The organism is Desulfofundulus luciae (assembly GCF_030813795.1).
Lineage (GTDB): Bacteria > Bacillota > Desulfotomaculia > Desulfotomaculales > Desulfovirgulaceae > Desulfofundulus > Desulfofundulus luciae.
In genome coordinates, this window is sequence record NZ_JAUSUX010000019.1 from 35,718 (window position 1) to 53,042 (window position 17,325).

The following is a 17,325-nucleotide window of genomic DNA, read 5'->3' on the forward strand; positions in this document are numbered from 1 at the left end:
CTATGGCAAAAGTTACCTGCAGCGTTAAAAAGGCAGAGGAAATTGTAAAATCCTATTTAGATTTTTACAGGCTTTGCGGCCAGTGCCGCTCAAATCTAAACACGGCTTTAAACCTGCTGGGCAGGATACGGAGCGGAAAGGCTCGCCTTGGTGACCTGGAGGGCCTGCTGACATTGGTTAACAGGTTGCACCTTACGTGCCACTGCGGCCAGGGTAAGCGTGTGGCGCCGGAAGTTATGAATATTTTACGGGAAGACAGGGACGATTTCATTGTGCACATTGAGAACCGGGTATGTCCCGCTTCCGAGTGTCCCCAGTTGGTGCTCGCACCCTGCCAGGCGGCCTGTCCGGCAGGTATCGATATCCCAAATTATGTTGCACTGGTAGGACAGGGCAAGTATACCGAAGCTTTGCAGCTAATATTGGAGGATGTTCCCTTGCCCGGTGTTCTGGGGCGTATTTGCGAACATCCCTGTGAGCGTGCCTGTCGCAGGGGTGAGGTTGACGCACCCATATCTATCTGTGCCCTGAAAAGGCTGGCTTACGACCAGGTCCGGGAGATCAGGGAAAAAATAAACCTTTTTTCGCTGCGACCCGTAAGAAAATCCGACAAGAAAGTTGCAGTGGTCGGTTCAGGCCCTGCCGGCCTGTCCTGCGCCTATTTCCTGGCTAAGAGAGGTTACGCCGTAACTATCTTTGAAGCCATGCCCGAGCCGGGGGGAATGCTCGCCTACGGCATTCCCCCGTACCGGCTTCCCCGGGAAGTTCTCCGGGATGAAATATCCCGCATCCAGGCCATGGGCGTGGAGATCAGGTTGAACAGCCCAATTACCGGGGAATACGGAATTGAGGCTTTGATGAAAGACGGTTACGCGGCAGTGTTTTTAGGTACCGGAGCCTGGAAAGGCTCCATCCCCATCCCCAATCATGAGTGCTTCAAGGGTGTTATGGACGGGGTGACCTTTCTCAGGACAGTAAACCAAAGTTTGTTGACGGGAACCGGTGAACCTGAGGTGGAGGTCCGCGGCAAGAGAGTGGTTGTTGTGGGCGGCGGCAACGTGGCCATTGACGCCGCACGGGTAGCCCGGCGTCTTGGGGCCCGGGAAGTGAGGATCATTTACCGGCGGACGCGCCGGGAAATGCCTGCTCTGGATGAAGAAATAGAAGCGGCCGAAAGGGAAGGAGTAATCCTGGGATACCTTATTTCTCCCACGGGGCTGGGGGGTCAGGACCGGCGTCTCCAGTACATTGAGTGCATACGCAATACTTTGAGCGAGCCCGATGCAACCGGCCGCTGCTGGCCGGTCCCCATCAAGAATTCAGAGTTCAAGATGGAAGCCGACATAGTTATTTTTGCCGTAGGTCAGAAGCCGGACCTTTCATTTATCAATGAGGGGCGGGAGTCACCGGATGTACTGGTTTCCCGGGATCGTATTGTCGTCAATCCGGATACCATGGAAACATCCCGGCCGGGAGTTTTTGCAGGGGGCGATGTTGTTACCGGGCCCGCAAGCGCCATCAAGGCCGTTGCTGCCGGGAAACGAGCGGCTGCCGCTATAGATGCCTATTTGCGTGGAGAAAAACCTTCAGCCGCCATAAAGTATCCGGTTAAAAGAAAAATTGCCGCCCTTATGCAGGTTACTGCTCAGGAAAAAAGTCACTCCCGGGTCTATTCCTTTGAGGAACAGTACCTGCCCGCGAAACAACATACGTTTGAGGAAGTAATGGAGGGTCTTGGACCGGAAGCCGGTGCGGTGGAAGCAGGCAGGTGCCTGCGGTGCGATCTTTGCATTGCCTGCGGGAAATGTGTTGATACCTGCCGCAAAGTGGGGGCAGAAGCCATTCAACTGGGTTACGTTGAAGGCAGCAGGGGAACTGCAACTGATTTTGCACGCCCGGGCGATAAATGTATCGGATGTGGCAGTTGTTCCGTTAATTGTCCTACCGGGGCCATAACCATAAACGATGAAGGCGGCTTCAGGGAAATGCGCATGGGCGGGACGCTGATGAGCCGTCTGGAACTGTTTACCTGCCGGATTTGCGGTCAACCCTATGCCACATCAAAACATCTTGACTTTGTGAATGAACGTTTAAAAGATTGCCCGAGCCGCCTCCACAGCACAACCGATATATGTCCCGACTGCTTACGCCGGGTATGGGCCCACCAAATCTGCGGCAGGGAGTTCCACCCGGTAGATTGGACCGAACTGGTTTCCATGGGGTTGGAACAAGAAGCTCTGGAAACAGAAAAAGATACGGTTGAAATCTTCTGGACTTCCCGGGAGGAACGGGAGGTCATGGAGCGGATAAGGCCCCAGATGCAGAAAATTCATGCTCTGGTCAGTGAACTGTCTACGGTTGTCCATGGCCCCGGCCGGCTCTCTTTAGAAGCGGGTCGGATCCTGAAAATGATTACCGATGTGGCTGAACAGGTCAACCTGCTCGCTCTCAACGCTTCAATTGAAGCCGTCAGGATTGGGGGCCAGGGAAACGAATTTTCCGCATTGTTGAATGAGGTGCATGAACTGGCCGCACAATCCACCCGGGTGGCGACGGAGATTGGTGTTTTCACCCACAGGGTGCGGCAGGAGATTTCCTCCGGCGCTGGCGGGGAGAACGATGCCGGTGACGGCAGTTTTGCCGCGGGGGAGGGTGTCCTGCTTACCGTTGAAACGAGAAAGCACTTCAATGACATTGTGCAACATGTAGAGAACGTTATCCGGCAGGTGGGGAGGGTGGCCCGCATTGCCGGGGAATTAAGTGCCAGGCAGGAGGAAACTGTCCTGGTCGAGGAAAAGTCGGCCTAGTATACGATACCCGGAGTGTTTTGGAACCATGCACTCCGGGTGTACCTTGAATGCGGTAATGCGGATAGAGCGAGGCGATTAAGGCCATGAAAGATTTTCTTGCCAGCATCAAGACCCGCATTTTGCTCCCGTTACTGGTTTTATCGGCGGCAGGCTTTGGACTGCTGGCTTTTTACAATTACAGCCAGACTAAGAGTTTGATTATCCAGCAGGAAAAACAGCACTTTCAGTCCATACAGGCCTTTGTGGAAAACGACCTGGCTGAAATCACCCGGAGCATTCGACTGGGTATAGAAAGCGTGGTTAATAACCCCCAGGTGCAGGAAGCATTTGCGGCCAGGGACCGGGAAAAGCTGAAAGCACTTACCGCTCCCATCTGGGAACAAGTTAAAGACGACGGAATTGAACAATTCCAGTTCCACCTTCCCCCGGCCACCGCCTTTTTACGCCTGCATATGCCCAACAAATATGGGGATGACCTTTCTTCCTTCCGAGCTACGGTGGTGGAGGCCAACCGGAGCAAAAAGCCGGTGGCCGGCCTGGAAGAGGGACGGGGCGGTTACGGTTTTCGCGTGGTGATCCCGGTGTTCTACCAGGGCCGGCATGTGGGCAGCGCCGAGTACGGCCAGGGATTTAACCAGGCTCTATTAACCAAATGGAAGGAGCGGCTGGGGGCGGATTTTTTTGTTTACCGGCGCGGGGACAGGGGTATCTCCCTGGTGGACAGCGGCAACCTGCTGGCGGCTACGGCGGACAAAGATACATATCCTGTGGACGAGGGTTTAATTAAGGCCTGCCTGGAACAGGGGAAGGCTCAGGTAACGTACATAAACGACGGCCGCCAGGCGGTGCAGTTGCTTCCCTTGAAGGACTACTCCGGGGCGACCGTTGCCTATGTCAAGGTTGTTTTAAACCGGGAAGGGATGCTGTCCCAACTTAATGCAGCCATGTTTAATCTTTTTACCGTTTTCCTGGTTACCGGTATCCTGGTTTTAGGTATTATCTACATGCTTCTGCGGCGTTCCTTGAACCCCATCACCAGGCTGGTGGGAGAAATGGCGCGCGCGGGCGAGGGTGATCTCACGGTTTCTCCCGTATGCTCTTCCCGGGATGAAGTGGGCCACCTTACAAACAGTTTCTGCCGCATGATTGAAAGCATTCGCTCCCTGGTCGGCCAGGCGCTTGCCACCGCACGCCAGCTTTCGGCGGCAGGCCAGGATTTATCGGTTTCCATTCAGCAGGTTTCCGCGGGGGCCCAGGAGACGGCAGGTATAGCCGACAGCCTGGCCCAGGTTGCCGCCCAGTTGAATCATGGGGTTGAGGAACTGGAAAAGGCTGCCGGGGACGCATCCCGCACGGCCCGGGGAGGGGAAGAGGCCATGGAACGGCTGCGCTCCCAGATGGAAAAAATTCAGGGCCTGGTTAGTGAGCTCTCCACCGTCGTTCATGGCCTGGGGCGGCGTTCCCAGGAAATAGGACGTATAGTGGAAATGATTACCAACATAGCTGAACAGACCAACCTGCTGGCCCTCAATGCTTCTATAGAAGCAGCCCGGGCCGGGGAACACGGCAAGGGATTTTCCGTGGTGGCCGATGAGGTGCGCAAGCTGGCCGAGCAGTCCGCCCGGGCGGCCACGGAGATCGGCGTTTACATCCATGAAGTACAACAGGAAACCGCCAGGGGTGTTAATGATATGGAAAAAAGTGTACAAAGCATGCGGGAGGGCGTCCAGCTTGCTGTTGAAACCGGGAAACACTTTAATGCTATCGTACAACAGGTCGAGCACATTGCCCGGCAGGTGGACCGGGTCGCCCGGGCCACCGGTGAAGTAAGTGCGGCCAGCCAGGAAGTGGCCGCCGCGGCCGGCGAACAGTCGGGAACAGTGGAGCGGATAGCCCGGGCCGCCAATGAGCTTTCTTCCATGGCCGAAGAACTGGAAGCCCGTGTGAGCCGTTTTAAGTTGAATTAACCCGGTTCTACTTCATCTAAGGAAAGGGTAGTTACCCTGGTAAATTCACCGCGTTCCTTTTCTTCCGGGGTGGCCGCCTGCTCCAAAAGATCTTCATTTCCCGGCGCAAACCGGGGTTCCTTTTTCCCGGGTCTTTTCACCCCTGGTGCTTTGTTCCTGGCCGGCATGGTTTCCATTCCACCTTTTGTTCCTGCCTGCCTGTGTGATTTAGGCAAGGGATTGGGAGAATGCTTAATTTTAAAATTTCCCAGGGCATTGTTCCCTATGCATTGTTCATTTACCAAGGCCCCGGGCGGCAGCCAGCAACTGTTCAGCCCGGCGCACAATGGGCAGTTCTACCATTTTCCCTTCCACCTGTATGACGCCGCTGCCGGCGGCCTGGGCCCGGGCAAAGGCCTCTACCACCTTCTCCGCCCAGGCGATTTCCTCAGCGCCGGGGGTGAAGACCTCATTCACCGGCGCCACCTGGGCCGGGTGGATCACCAGCTTGCCCTGGAAGCCCAGTTTACGGGCACGGCGAGCGTCTTCCACCAGGAAGGAAATGTCCCTGAAGTCGGGGTTTACGGTATCCAGGGGCGGGGCGATGCCTGCCGCCCGGGAAGCCACCACCAACTGGTTGCGGGCGAAAAATAATTCTTCGCCCTCCAGCGAGTAGGGCACGCCGATATCCATGGTATAATCGTTGCCTCCAAAAGCCAGGCAACTTACCCGGGGGGCGGCGGCAATTTCCCCGGCCCGGGCTATGCCCCGGGCATTTTCTACAAAGGGGATTAATTTAATCTTGCCTACGGGTAAATTATGTTGCTGCTCCAGGAGGGAGAGCAACCAGTCTACCCGGCGTACCTCTTCCCCCGACTCGGCCTTGGCCAGCATCAGCCCCTCTACGGGCAAATCCACCACCATTTGCAGATCCTGCAGGATATGGGGCGAGCTGGCACCGTTTATGCGCACAAAGACGGGGATGGGACGGGGAACACTCAGGGTTTGGCGGATCTGCTGGCGGGCTTTTTCCTTTTTGGTTTCGGCAACGGCATCCTCCAGGTCGAGGACGACCGCATCGGCCCCGGCTGCAAAGGCCTTCTCTCCTTTACGCGGATCGTCACCGGGAGTGAAAAGAAGTGTGCGTAGTGGAAACATTCAGAAAGCACCATCCTTATTGAAATTATTCCCGGGGCTTTTCGCAAAATCCGGTTCAACCTGCTACTTGCCAGCGGGCTCTTTTTTATGGGACAATGGTGTTATAGATCAGTTTGGCATCTTGTTTTTAACCCTGGTATAATTGCTTTTTATTCTTTCCGTACGGGTTTAAATCCTGCCGTTGTTAACAGGTGGTGGAGGTGTGGGTTTTGCGGGAAATTGCCTTGCCGGATTTTATTGGCGAATCGGAGCACGGAATGATCGTAATGGTTTCGGCGCTGGAGGATGAGCTTGAACCGCTATTCCGGCGCTTTAACCGGGGCGAAAAGGTTCCCTACCGTTTTGGCTGGCAACTGGTACCCATTGATGGCCGGAACTACCTGGTCACGCTGGACTTAAACTGGGAAGGCGGGCACGAAGTGGCCATCGGTTTTACCCCGGAAATGTGGGATATCCTGCCTGCCGTACGGCACAAAGACCTCACTGTCGTCACCGACTGGGACCTGGTTGGCCAGGAGACAAAAATTTCCCCCTCCAGGGCCCTGGTTATCCGCCAGGCCTACCGGGGGTTGGATGAATTAATCCGGCAGGTGGCCCAGGTGATGCCGCCACTGGAGGAATTAGAAAAACTGCAGGAAATTCTGGCCGGGTGCGTGGATCCGGGTCAGCTTCATTAATTCATTTTCCAAAGAATAACCCGGCCTTCCCGGGGGCCAAACTAGAGGAGCGAGGGGGCCGGGTCAATGCTGCTATCAATTTACCGCACGGTGCTAATTTATTTTATTGTGCTGCTGGTAGTTCGCCTGATGGGCAAGCGGGAAATTGGTCAGCTTTCGCCCTTTGATTTTGTGGTGGCCATCATTATTGCCGAACTGGCGGCCATTCCCATGGAGTCCACCAGTATTCCCTTATGGAGAGGGATCATTCCCCTGGTTACCCTGGGAATTCTGGAAGTCGTGCTCAGCTTCCTGGCCCTGCACAGTCCCTTCCTGCGCCGGCTGCTGGACGGTGAACCCCAGGTGGTAATCCGGAACGGGCGCATTATCAAGGATGAACTGCGCCGGGCGCGCTATAATTTAAACGACCTTCTGGCCCAGCTCAGGGAGAAGGGAATTGTAAATGTGGGTGACGTGGAGTTCGGGGTGCTGGAAACTTCGGGCAAGCTGAGCGTAATCCCCAAATCCCAAAAACGTCCCGTTACACCTGAGGATCTTGGCCTGCCAACCAGTTATGAAGGTTTACCGGCCGTGCTGGTGATGGATGGGCAGGTTTTAAAGGACAACCTGCGTCTGGTCGGCCTCGATGAGGCGTGGCTGAGGGAACACCTGGCTGCGGCCGGCCTGGAGCCAGAGCGGGTTTTTCTGGCCACCCTGGGCACCGACGGCCGGCTGTTTATTAATGAAGAAGAATGAGGTAAACAGCCCACCTGCGGCGAGTTAAGTAGTTAGTAGTTATTACGATCTGGAACACAACTCAGTGAAGTTCATATCTAGCTTTATTTTCACAGAAAAGAAGGAATATGCATTTTAAAGTAGAATTAACTGGTAAAAATAAGGCGGGGCGGAACGGATGTTTGAAATTACAAGGCGCCACCAGCTAATTATTTTGATCGTTGCAGCCATACTGATTTTTGGTGGTGGCTATCGCTATGCCTTATGGCAGCAGCGGACCGGTGCTGAAAGCAAACCGGCATTGGAACAACTAAATCCTTCGGAGAACCTTGAAGCAAAAGAATTGGTGGTTCATGTTGCCGGTGCAGTGGAAAAGCCGGGAGTATACCGCCTTTCAGCCGGTGCGAGGGTGCAGGATGCGATCAAAATGGCCGTTGCCATTCCGGAAGCGGATCTGGATTTGTTAAACCTGGCCGCACCCCTGGCCGACGGGCAAAAACTGGTTGTTCCGCTAAAACAACCTGGTTTAAACGGGGGCGCGGTGCCTTTGCAGAACATGTCTGGTTCTGCTCCCGTTAATGCCACTTTGCGCAATAATCCTTTTGCTCAACCATCTGGTAATTCACCAGCCTCCGGGGCTGGTTCGCTGGTGAACATCAACACCGCCGATCAAAAGGAACTGGAAACCCTGCCCGGAATCGGGCCTTCCCTGGCCCAGCGCATCATCCAGTACCGGGAAACCAACGGGCCATTTAAAGTGCCCGAGGACATTAAAAATGTTTCCGGCATCGGGGATAAAAGGTTTGAGCAGCTCAAGGATCGCATAACGGTATATTAGCCAGTTTAAAGTCTTCCCTGTCCGCCGCGTTTTATCCCAGAAGGTGCGTGGTTCCGTTATTACGAGGAACAAATGGAGGAAAAATCAATGTTTGTCCCCCTGGTAAACCCGTTTCCTCAAATCAGTAACAGGCAGGTCGGTTTCCCGATAGGGACTCTCAATACTCCCCGGCAGTCCTTTGCCCTGCTGCTGGCAGCAGCGCTGGAATCTTCCGCCGGCAATACGATGGACGGGAAGAGCAAACAGATAGATGACAAAAATATCACGGAGTTGCTGTTGCCTTTCTTTTTACTGGCAGCAGGCAACAGGGAACTTTTAACGTCCCTGTGGGTTGTTTTTAACTCCTTGCTGTCACAGGAGGAGAACGGGCAGCGTTATTTTCCTGCCACTAACAACAATAGTCGAGCGGCCGATGCCGGTGGGTTCGATGCCCTGATCAACGATGTGGCTAAAAAGTACGGTTTAGAACCGGCGTTGCTCAAGGCGGTGGTCAAGGTGGAATCGGGGTTCAATGCCTTCGCCCTTTCCCCCGCCGGGGCGCAGGGGTTGATGCAGCTCATGCCCGCCACGGCTACGGCTCTGGGAGTGCGGAACCCGTGGGACCCCCGGGAAAACCTGGAGGGGGGCGCCCGTTATTTGAAATCCCTGCTGGAGCGTTTCGGAGGCAATGTCAACCTGGCCCTGGCGGCCTATAACGCCGGCCCGGGGGCGGTGCAGCGCTACGGCGGCATTCCTCCCTACCGCGAAACGCAGCAATACCTGCAGCGGGTAGCTGCTGCAAGACATGAGTTTTTGGTGTAAAAAAGCAACCCGGCTGTTAAGCCGGGTTCAAACGTTTTATATGCCTTCCAACTGGCAGATTTTAGATCTAACCACTACCTAAAAGTCATCTTGAAGGTTCAGCCGGGCTTTGCGATCCCCTTCTTCGGCCAGCGCCTCTTCCCCGGCCTTAACAAGTTTACGTACCATGTTTCCGCCAATTTTCCCCGCTTCCCGCACGGTCAACTCATCCCCGGCATTGGCCAGATCATCCTCCAGGCCCAGTTCCCTGGCCGTCTCCCACTTAAGCCTATCCAGTTGCCTTTCCGTACGCAGCTTGTCGTTGTCCTTCTTATGACCCATTAGATCACCCCTGAGATTAGGATGCCTCAATCGTCTGATTGCGTATACAAGAACTAATTGCGTTAATACCATACAACGAGTAAGGCTGTTGACAAGGTAGTGCAGGTCGTAGCCTCTTTTGTTTTAGCGCGACAGGAAGATGGAACCCAGTGGCGAACAATTCCCTTGTTACTATCTGTCATTTTGGGGTGTTGTTGTTGGTTTCCAGGCCCCTGGTGTATTTGACCCTGGCTTTTGCAGCCGGCATCTTCCTGGCGGGCAGTTGGGGGTTGTCCCCCAACACGGCCCTATTGATTTGTGGTGCCCTGTTTTTCGCGGCCGTGCTGGGGTATTTTTTTCACTGGTCTTTTAACCGGTGGGTTATTTTAAGCCTGTTCCTGGCCCTGGGTTTCGCCTGGGCTACTTTGGCGGCTGGCCGTGTCAACCCCGTCCTTGATGAATATGCCGGACACTGGGTGACCCTGGAGGGCACCGTCAGCCAGGAGGCGGATGTCCGTTCGGACCGGGTTTACTACTGGCTGGATGTGCAGAGGATTTCCCTGGGCCGGGAGGCCCGGGAGCTCCAGGCGCTGGTACTTGTGCGGGCCGCCGCGCCCGGGCCGGTTTATTCCTACGGGGATCGTTTGCTCCTGCATGGTTTGCTTAACCGGCCTTTGGACCCGGGCAATCCCGGGGAGTTTGACTATCGCGCTTACCTGGCCCGCCGGGGTGCCGGTGCGGTCCTTATGGTGCGGGATCCCGCTTCCATTCAGAAGCTTGGGGTGGGCGGGCACCCGGTGGTGCGGGCGGTTCTGCGGGTTAAGGAAAAACTCCTCACGGTCGGCCGGGCTACCCTGCCGCCGGAGAAAGCGGCCCTTTTAAACGGAATTGTCTTTGGCAGCCAGGGGCAGATAGACCGGAAGACCTGGCAGCTTTTCAGTGAATCCGGTGTGGTTCACATCTTGAGCGTCAGCGGCCTGCACGTGGGCCTCGTTCTGGCAGGGGTACTGGCCCTGGTCAGGTTGCTGCGCGTGCCCCTTTTTCTTACCGCTCCTATTGTTACCGCGATATTGATCCTTTACGCCACCTTATGTGGTTTGGGTCCGGCGGTGACCCGTTCCACCCTCATGGCCCTCATGTTTCTCTGGGCCCACCACCTGGGCCGGGCAAGGGACTGGCCTACCACCCTGGCCGTGGCCGCCCTGGTCAGCCTCATGGTCAAACCCCTCTCCCTTTACGACATTGGCTTTCAGCTTTCCTTTACTGCCACCTGGGGCATCCTCTACCTGGGACCGGCGCTGGACGGGTTGTTAAAAAATATCATCCGGCATACGTGGTTAAGGGGGGCCCTCTGGGTTTCCCTGGCTGCCCAGCTGGCCACCCTGCCCCTGATAGCCTGGTACTACAATTTGATTTCCCTGGTATCTTTATTGACCAATCTGGCGGCAGTTCCTCTCACGGGGTTGATCCTTGCCCTGGGTACGGCGGCTGCTCTCCTGGGCCTGGTTATTCCCGCCCTGGCCGGTTTGATTAATATCAACACCTCCATGCTCCTGGATCTTTTCATGGGCCTGGTTTCCTTCTGCCGGGTCTTGCCCGGTTCGGTAATCTATGTTCCCACGCCGCCTTTTTTCCTGGTGGTGGCCTGGTATCCCCTTTTGTTTTTGGGAGTTTTGCTTGTCTCAAACGACGGCCGGGCCGCTTTGCGCCAATTTTTCAGCCGCCATCACCGCTTATTGCCGGTGGCTTTCATGGGCGGAGGACTTTTGATATCTATTTTTCTCTTTAAAAGTCCCGGGGAAAACCAGCTGGTGGTCCATTTCATCGATGTGGGCCAGGGGGACAGTATTCTCGTCCAGACTCCCGGCGGCAAAAACATGCTGGTGGATGCCGGGGGCTGGCCGGGGGAATTGGACTCGGGGGAAGGGGCCGGGGAGAAGGTGGTGGTGCCCTACCTGCGCCGGCTGGGTGTCAGGCGCCTGGACGTGCTGGTGATCACCCATCCCCACGAGGATCACGCGGGGGGAATGAAGGCAGTGATCGAGGCTTTTCCGGTTGATTTGGTCCTGGCGTCACCGGTGGGCGGAACGGGGAATCCCCCCGTATCTGCTGGGGCTCATTCCCAGTCTTCCGACAAAGTCCCTTTAACCTATAGCACTCTTATTGCCGGACTGGCCGCCCGGGGTGTGCCTGTGAAGGTAACGGGGGCCGGGGATCGCCTGCACCTGGACCCGGCCCTGGATATCCAGGTACTGGGGCCGCCCCGCCCGCTGCTTTCCGGCACCCGGTCTGATTTGAATAACGCCTCCCTGGTGCTGCGCCTTTGTTACGGGGAAGAAGTGCTGCTGCTTACCGGGGATATTGAGGTGGAAGCCCAGCAGGCCCTCATGGATGCAGGCGTCAATCTGGGCTGTACCGTGCTCAAAATACCCCACCACGGCAGCCGTTACCTCCTACCTTCTTTTCTGGAAAAAACACACCCGGATGTAGCGGTGATTTCCGTAGGGCGGCATAACAATTTCGGGCACCCCGCCCCGGAAACGCTGGAACGCCTGGCCCGGATGCCGGTGCGGGTTTACCGCACCGACCTGGATGGGGCGGTTATCTTGAGGATCGACGGCAAGCACATCTTTGTCAGGACAGGCCGCCAGCGCCGGGCGGCTTGAGGGGGTTTGGTGCCGGGTCAAGTTTTAAAGCAAATCGTGTGCCCCCCCCAAACATCCCCGGATTGCCTTATCCCGGTTTTTAAGCTAAACTGAAGCCAAACCGTTTTTAATACTATTTTTAAGAAGGGGGAATAGCCAGTGCCTGCCAACCTAACCCCCCAGTATCACGCTGCGGAAGAAGCTTTTCGCAATGCCACCACCGTTGAGGAAAAAATCGCCGCTCTGGAAGAAATGCTGGCCGTAATCCCCAAGCACAAGGGTACGGAGAAGCTTCAGGCTGACATTAAACGGCGGCTGGCCCGTTTGCGGGAAGAAGGTCAAAAGAAAGCCACCCTCAGCCGGCACGACCCCTTTCATATTGAAAAACAGGGAGCCGGGCAGGTGGCCCTGGTGGGTTATCCCAATAGCGGCAAATCAGCTCTCGTTGGGGCGCTAACCAGAGCCAGGGTGAAGGTGGCGGACTACCCCTTTACCACTACCATTCCTTTTAGCGGCATGATGCCTTACGAGGAAGTTTACGTCCAGATGGTTGACACCCCGCCTCTTACCGCCGAAGGATTCCCCCCAGGGCTGGCCGGTTTGCTGCGCAACGCCGACGCTCTGTTGCTGGTGATCGACAGTTGCGCCGGTGACTGTATAGATCAATTGGAAAATTCCCTGCTACTGCTGAACGAACGCAAAATCATCCGCAGCGAGATTCCTCCCGGGGTCAGGGCCGTACCTCCTCACCGGTTGATCATAGTTGCTAACAAAGCTGAACAGCCCGAGGGAAGGGAAAATCTTTCACTGCTGCAAGAACTGTTGCCGCCCCACCTGGAAATTTTACCGGTTTCTGCCGCAACAGGTCTCAACCTGGAACAGCTTAAAACCAGGCTGTTTTCAGCCCTGGAGGTTATTCGCGTTTTTACCAGGTCCCCGGGCAAAGAGCCCGACCTCACCCGCCCCTTTATTTTACCCCGCGGCAGCAATATTCTGGATCTGGCCGGGAACATTCACAAGGATTTTTTGAAAACCTTGCGTGGAGCACGCATCTGGGGGTCGGCCCGTTTCCCCGGTCAGAGTGTGCCGAAGGAATATGTCTTGCAGGACAGGGATATTGTGGAGCTGCTGGTATAAGAAGATTAAGCCAACACCGGTAAAACTCTACGCCAGCCACGATTTACACTAAGGAGGGAAAAAATGTCCTCTTTAAAGCTGGCCATTGTTCAATTCCCCAGGGATAGAACAGATCTTGAACAGAACATCGTGCAAATGTATAAGTTTTTGGATAAAATTACCGCGGACGTAGATGTGGTTTTGCTGCCGGAGGACTGGCTGGGAGCAACAGTGATTGACTGGGATGATTACCAGGAGATCATTATTAAATTATTCCACGGAGCCATCCTCTTCCGGGGCAAGTCCGGGGGGTATATCCCGGATGGTTCTCATGTTGCCGGGGGCCCATCTCCCACTCCCGTGTTTGTGTCCGGCGCTCAGTATGTCCGGGCGGAGGGAGGCATATTTTCCCGGGGCATGATCCTGGGCGGCGAACTGTCCGCCCCCGTTTTCTTTGAAAAACAGTTCCCCTCCCAGGCCATTGGCGAAAGGAACTATGTAAAGCCCGGCAGTTTATTACCGGTGATCGAGCACCGGGGCACACCTCTCGGTGTGGCGGTGTGTGTGGATATCATGTACCCGGAAATAGTGCGCAACCTGGCCTTAAGGGGGGCATTGTTAATCTTGAACCCGGCCAATATCCCGGTTGCCCGGATGCCCCTCTGGCAAAGCGTTGGCATCACCCGGGCCTGTGAGAACACTGTTTTTGTGGTTGCAGCCAACAATACCGCCACCAGCTACCCCGACGGCCGGGAAGTGCGGGGAGAAAGTTTTGTGGCCTATCCCGACGGGTATACCCTGTTATCCTGTGGCCGGGAACCGGGGGTATATTACTTCGACCTGGATCTGTCCCGGGTGAACAAGGTTCGCCAGAGATGGCCCTACCTGGAGGACGTGCGGTCAAACAGGGAGAGTATTTGCCGGAAGTATTACAGTGAATAGCCTCCATGACATAACTGCATAGATAAGTTATAAGTTGATAACCCGGTTATCTAAAAGGCCTTGTCAATCCCACGGCGGGTCATTTTGTCCATGACCGGATGTTCTTTTAGGAGCGCAAACCAGCACTCGATCGAACTCCGCCGTCGTATAATTTCTGTGAGTTGGTACTGCTCCGGTGGGGATAATAGAATAAACGGGGCTCATCTGTTACGTTTATTCTAACCACGGGGCCATAAGAGTTGCTACAATTGCAATGGTTCTGGCACTCTACCTGCTGGACAACGGCTTTGGGGCATCTGGAGGCCCGCTACTTTCAGGAACTCGTCAAAGTAAAATATCACTGAAAACGCGGCTGATTACCGGATAGTGTCTGACTTTTTATTTTGCGAAATTTTGCTCATGAGTAACGTGAGCAAAAACAACAACCAACCAGCTTATGTGAATTTGAGCAATTTAATAGTGCGGCCAATTACGCCAGGAGAAGAAACGTCCTGGAACGACTTGATGCGCGCTAGTGTCAACCTGAGTGATCCCCAGTTTTTAGAAGGAGATATTAAGCGAAAAGGGCAGGAAAAAAGGATTCTCCCCCGAATAATGGCTGTTAAAGGGCAAAAACAGCAAAGGGGGAGAATCCTTGATGGGCCTCAATCGGTTTGTTGCTTTATTTATAACATGGTTGACCGGAATACACAAGACCCAAGTGAAAACTCTGGCGGTGCTGGTGTATGGACTTTTACGCTTGCCCCGGCTAGGGGTAGCATCTTTAGGACGGGCCTTACCCGGGCCGGCGGCGGAGAAGCACCGCATCAAGAGAGTAGACCGTTTTTTGGGCAACCGTCGGCTGCAGGTGGATAAATGCGCGCGCCCGCTGGCCGGAGCCATAGTGGGGGCAAAGGAACGGGTGTTCGTAGCCATTGACTGGACGGACCTTCATGATGGTGCCCATCAGGCACTGGTAGCCGGAGTGGTTACCCGAGACCGGGCACTGCCGGTATGGTGGCAAGTGGTTGCCAAGGAACAACTTACGGCCAACCAGAACCGCATCGAGGATCGTTTTGTAGCCAAATTACGGCAGGTCCTACCTGCGCACTGCGAAGTGATAATTTTGGCGGACCGCGGCTTTGCCCGGGTGAGTTTTTTGCAGAGATTAGAGGCTTTAGGGTTCAAGTATGTAATTCGGGCGCAGGGAAACGTTTGGGTGGAATGGGAAAGCTACACTGGGGTACTGAGTAAGTTAAAGGCGTTGCCGGGAACGCAAAAGGATTTGGGCCTGGTTTATTACCAGAAGCAGGTACGCTGGCCAGTACGGCTGGTGGTGCGTTTTAAGCCGGGGCAGAAAGAACCCTGGTTGCTGGTCACCAACGTTGTCGAAGCGCGTGCCGAACGCATTGCCGACTGGTATGCACGGCGTATGGAGATCGAGGAATTTTTCCGGGACTTAAAGAACGAGCGGGCTGGTTTTCGGTTACGGGGGCTAGTTTTGAGGGCGGCGATGCGTTATAACCGTCTTTTTCTTCTGATAGCGTACGCTTACTACTTGCTAACTGTGTTGGGTGATTGGGCCGAAAAAAGACAGCTGCACCGGCGGCTGATGGCTAACACAGAGCGAAAGCGGACTCTGGGACTTTGGCGTGTGGGGTACTATATTTTTCGTTCCTGGTCGAGCGGACGAAGGGGCCGATGCCCCTGGGTATTCAATGCCTGGCCCGAGATAGCTTACAGCGGAATGTAGCAGGCACAAAAGGTGGGGATACCTGAGAGTGTCAACCCCTTGACAACTTAATTCGTATAATCTATAACAAATCTATAAAGCCAAACTGGAATATTGTTACCCAGTCAAGGATCTGTAATCAGGAAGCAAAGGTGCTTTCTTCAGGGCGGCTGTGTCCTGTGAAGGACCTTTTTTTTACCGGAAGGGAAAACAGGAATTGTATTAAAAACGGCAAAGCAACAAATTATGGTTGAAGATCAGGAAAAAGGATGATACATGTGCAAGCGCTGGATGCTGTTGATTTAGCAATCCTGAAAACCCTCCAGGAGAATGCCCGCTCTTCTTACCAGGAAATCGCTACCCGGGTTGGTGTTTCACGTGTCACCGTGCATGAAAGAATCCGAAAGCTCATGGAGAGCGGCGTCATCGAAGGTTTTCATGCCCGGGTCAATGCCCAACGCATCGGTTATCAGGTAACTGCCATCGTAGGTTTGATCACCATTCAGGGAAAAGAGGCGTACCGGACGATTGAGGAGTTGCAGCAGCTTACCGAGGTGGAGGAAATCCATGTCGTGACGGGGCGTTATGATTACCTTGTCAAAGTACGGGCGAAGGACAACGAGGACCTTCAGCGCATCCTCTTCAATAAAATTGATCAGGTTTATGGTTTTCAGCGGGCTGAGACGATGGTGGTCCTCTCCTCGCCGGTGGAGAAGTGCGGAATCGATCTGTACCGGGTGATCAATGACATCCAGGGCGCCCCACAAGGATAACAGAAAGCGGAGGGAAGAAGTGTGTTAATCATAAGTAAGGCCGGCAAGGAGGATATTGAGCAAATGTGCCTGCTGCTGCAGGAACTTTTTGACCTGGAGAAGGACTTTACTCCCGATTGGGAAAAGCAAAAAAAAGGACTGGAGTTGATTCTGGATAATCCCCAATACGGTTCCCTTTTGCTGCTGAAAAGAGACCAGGAGGTTCTGGGTATGGCCAACCTCCTTATTACAATAAGCACGGCAATGGGATGCAAAGTCATTTTACTGGAAGATTTTATTATTAAAAAAGAAGAAAGGAGAAAAGGACTGGGTAGTTATTTTATGGAAGCCATTAAAGACCTAGCCCGGAAAGAGGGCTACGGCAGGATTACCTTGCTGGCTGATAAGGACAACAGGCCGGCCCGGGAGTTTTACAGATCCCAGGGATTTCAAATGTCCAATATGGACTGCTGGCGCTATATACTGTAGTTCCCGGCTCCAAACAAATGCATAATTAAAAGGCAAAATTGTTTTCGAATAGTAGTTGACTTTACTGTTTTGTTGTGATAATATAAGCTTAAACAAACAAAGCGTTATCTAAATGTTAATTGCAAATATGTGATACGCAGTTGTATCACTGCGGCGAAGACGCCTTTTGTCAGGGAGCAGTCCTGCGGAAGGCGTTTTTCTGTTCTGCGGTATCATCTATTCCAACGGAAGCTTGCTGCAGAATTTTACGGTTTGCAGGGACCGGAGAACGAGCATAGGAGCCTTTCTCCGGCGGGTACGGTTATAATAAATTTGCCGGAGAGCGAGGGCGTGTATTTGCTACTATAAAACTGATCCATTTTTAGCCCCTGTGATATTGTCAAACTGATCCACCCTGGAAGCCGTGGTAGACAAAATGATACTGTG

At 54.3% G+C, this 17,325-nt stretch carries 15 protein-coding genes; 12 read left to right on the forward strand and 3 right to left on the reverse strand.

Annotated elements, in window-relative coordinates; genetic code table 11:
- Positions 1 to 2 precede the first annotated feature (2 nt).
- The gene (locus J2Z49_RS10940) at positions 3 to 2,807 is read left to right on the forward strand and encodes an FAD-dependent oxidoreductase (RefSeq protein ID WP_307402999.1); all 2,805 of its coding nucleotides are present in this window, start codon (positions 3 to 5) and stop codon (positions 2,805 to 2,807) included.
- Between the two features lie 86 nt (positions 2,808 to 2,893).
- Positions 2,894 to 4,777, forward strand: coding sequence for a methyl-accepting chemotaxis protein (locus tag J2Z49_RS10945; protein ID WP_307403000.1), 1,884 nt, complete (start codon positions 2,894 to 2,896; stop codon positions 4,775 to 4,777).
- Here J2Z49_RS10945 and J2Z49_RS10950 read toward each other — a convergent pair.
- Together J2Z49_RS10950 and J2Z49_RS10955 are read right to left on the reverse strand one after the other, a co-directional pair.
- Positions 4,774 to 4,953 (reverse strand): hypothetical protein, encoded by a 180-nt coding sequence (locus J2Z49_RS10950; protein ID WP_307403001.1) that lies wholly within the window; start codon positions 4,951 to 4,953, stop codon positions 4,774 to 4,776. The two genes, J2Z49_RS10945 and J2Z49_RS10950, sit on opposite strands and share 4 nt — an antisense overlap.
- Positions 4,954 to 5,050: 97 nt before the next feature.
- The gene (locus tag J2Z49_RS10955) at positions 5,051 to 5,914 is read right to left on the reverse strand and encodes an HpcH/HpaI aldolase/citrate lyase family protein (RefSeq protein WP_307403002.1); all 864 of its coding nucleotides are present in this window, start codon (positions 5,912 to 5,914) and stop codon (positions 5,051 to 5,053) included.
- 191 nt (positions 5,915 to 6,105) lie between these two features.
- On the opposite strand from J2Z49_RS10955, the gene J2Z49_RS10960 reads away from it, so the two are divergent.
- The 4 genes from J2Z49_RS10960 to J2Z49_RS10975 all read left to right on the forward strand — a co-directional run bounded on the left by J2Z49_RS10960 (position 6,106) and on the right by J2Z49_RS10975 (position 8,944).
- Complete coding sequence (locus J2Z49_RS10960) at positions 6,106 to 6,591, forward strand: hypothetical protein (RefSeq protein ID WP_307403003.1); 486 nt, start codon at positions 6,106 to 6,108, stop codon at positions 6,589 to 6,591.
- A gap of 66 nt (positions 6,592 to 6,657) precedes the next feature.
- Positions 6,658 to 7,326: a DUF421 domain-containing protein gene (locus J2Z49_RS10965; RefSeq protein ID WP_307403004.1), complete on the forward strand. Its 669-nt coding sequence runs from the start codon at positions 6,658 to 6,660 to the stop codon at positions 7,324 to 7,326.
- 157 nt (positions 7,327 to 7,483) lie between these two features.
- A complete protein-coding gene (locus J2Z49_RS10970; RefSeq protein ID WP_307403005.1) occupies positions 7,484 to 8,143 on the forward strand; it encodes a ComEA family DNA-binding protein in 660 nt (219 codons plus the stop codon).
- A gap of 87 nt (positions 8,144 to 8,230) precedes the next feature.
- Complete coding sequence (locus J2Z49_RS10975; RefSeq protein WP_307403006.1) at positions 8,231 to 8,944, forward strand: lytic transglycosylase domain-containing protein; 714 nt, start codon at positions 8,231 to 8,233, stop codon at positions 8,942 to 8,944.
- 78 nt (positions 8,945 to 9,022) lie between these two features.
- Here the strand turns inward: J2Z49_RS10975 and J2Z49_RS10980 are convergent, their stop codons facing one another.
- Positions 9,023 to 9,265: an alpha/beta-type small acid-soluble spore protein gene (locus J2Z49_RS10980; RefSeq protein WP_307403007.1), complete on the reverse strand. Its 243-nt coding sequence runs from the start codon at positions 9,263 to 9,265 to the stop codon at positions 9,023 to 9,025.
- 188 nt (positions 9,266 to 9,453) lie between these two features.
- Between J2Z49_RS10980 and J2Z49_RS10985 the strand changes: the two genes are divergently transcribed.
- The 6 genes from J2Z49_RS10985 to J2Z49_RS11010 all read left to right on the forward strand — a co-directional run bounded on the left by J2Z49_RS10985 (position 9,454) and on the right by J2Z49_RS11010 (position 16,899).
- Positions 9,454 to 11,910, forward strand: a complete 2,457-nt coding sequence (locus J2Z49_RS10985; protein WP_307403008.1) for a DNA internalization-related competence protein ComEC/Rec2 — start codon at positions 9,454 to 9,456, stop codon at positions 11,908 to 11,910.
- A 138-nt stretch (positions 11,911 to 12,048) separates the two neighbouring features.
- On the forward strand, positions 12,049 to 13,026 hold the full coding sequence (locus J2Z49_RS10990) for a GTPase (RefSeq protein ID WP_307403009.1): 978 nt from the start codon (positions 12,049 to 12,051) through the stop codon (positions 13,024 to 13,026).
- 63 nt (positions 13,027 to 13,089) lie between these two features.
- Positions 13,090 to 13,947, forward strand: a complete 858-nt coding sequence (locus J2Z49_RS10995) for a carbon-nitrogen hydrolase family protein (protein ID WP_307403010.1) — start codon at positions 13,090 to 13,092, stop codon at positions 13,945 to 13,947.
- 700 nt (positions 13,948 to 14,647) lie between these two features.
- Positions 14,648 to 15,679, forward strand: a complete 1,032-nt coding sequence (locus J2Z49_RS11000; RefSeq protein ID WP_307403011.1) for an IS4 family transposase — start codon at positions 14,648 to 14,650, stop codon at positions 15,677 to 15,679.
- Positions 15,680 to 15,936: 257 nt separating this feature from the next.
- The gene (locus J2Z49_RS11005; RefSeq protein WP_307403012.1) at positions 15,937 to 16,431 is read left to right on the forward strand and encodes an Lrp/AsnC family transcriptional regulator; all 495 of its coding nucleotides are present in this window, start codon (positions 15,937 to 15,939) and stop codon (positions 16,429 to 16,431) included.
- Positions 16,432 to 16,452: 21 nt separating this feature from the next.
- The gene (locus J2Z49_RS11010; protein WP_307403013.1) at positions 16,453 to 16,899 is read left to right on the forward strand and encodes a GNAT family N-acetyltransferase; all 447 of its coding nucleotides are present in this window, start codon (positions 16,453 to 16,455) and stop codon (positions 16,897 to 16,899) included.
- The last annotated feature ends 426 nt before the right edge of the window (positions 16,900 to 17,325 follow it).

Excerpts from the sequence above, each read along its gene's own strand:
- J2Z49_RS10975 (WP_307403006.1), top strand. The coding sequence starts at position 8,231 with ATGTTTGTCCCCCTGGTAAACCCGTTTCCTCAAATCAGTAACAGGCAG.
- J2Z49_RS10970 (WP_307403005.1), top strand. The coding sequence starts at position 7,484 with ATGTTTGAAATTACAAGGCGCCACCAGCTAATTATTTTGATCGTTGCA.
- J2Z49_RS10945 (WP_307403000.1), top strand. The coding sequence starts at position 2,894 with ATGAAAGATTTTCTTGCCAGCATCAAGACCCGCATTTTGCTCCCGTTA.
- J2Z49_RS10950 (WP_307403001.1), bottom strand. The coding sequence starts at position 4,953 with ATGGAAACCATGCCGGCCAGGAACAAAGCACCAGGGGTGAAAAGACCC.
- J2Z49_RS10955 (WP_307403002.1), bottom strand. The coding sequence starts at position 5,914 with ATGTTTCCACTACGCACACTTCTTTTCACTCCCGGTGACGATCCGCGT.
- J2Z49_RS10995 (WP_307403010.1), top strand. The coding sequence starts at position 13,090 with ATGTCCTCTTTAAAGCTGGCCATTGTTCAATTCCCCAGGGATAGAACA.
- J2Z49_RS10940 (WP_307402999.1), top strand. The coding sequence starts at position 3 with ATGGCAAAAGTTACCTGCAGCGTTAAAAAGGCAGAGGAAATTGTAAAA.
- J2Z49_RS10965 (WP_307403004.1), top strand. The coding sequence starts at position 6,658 with ATGCTGCTATCAATTTACCGCACGGTGCTAATTTATTTTATTGTGCTG.
- J2Z49_RS10980 (WP_307403007.1), bottom strand. The coding sequence starts at position 9,265 with ATGGGTCATAAGAAGGACAACGACAAGCTGCGTACGGAAAGGCAACTG.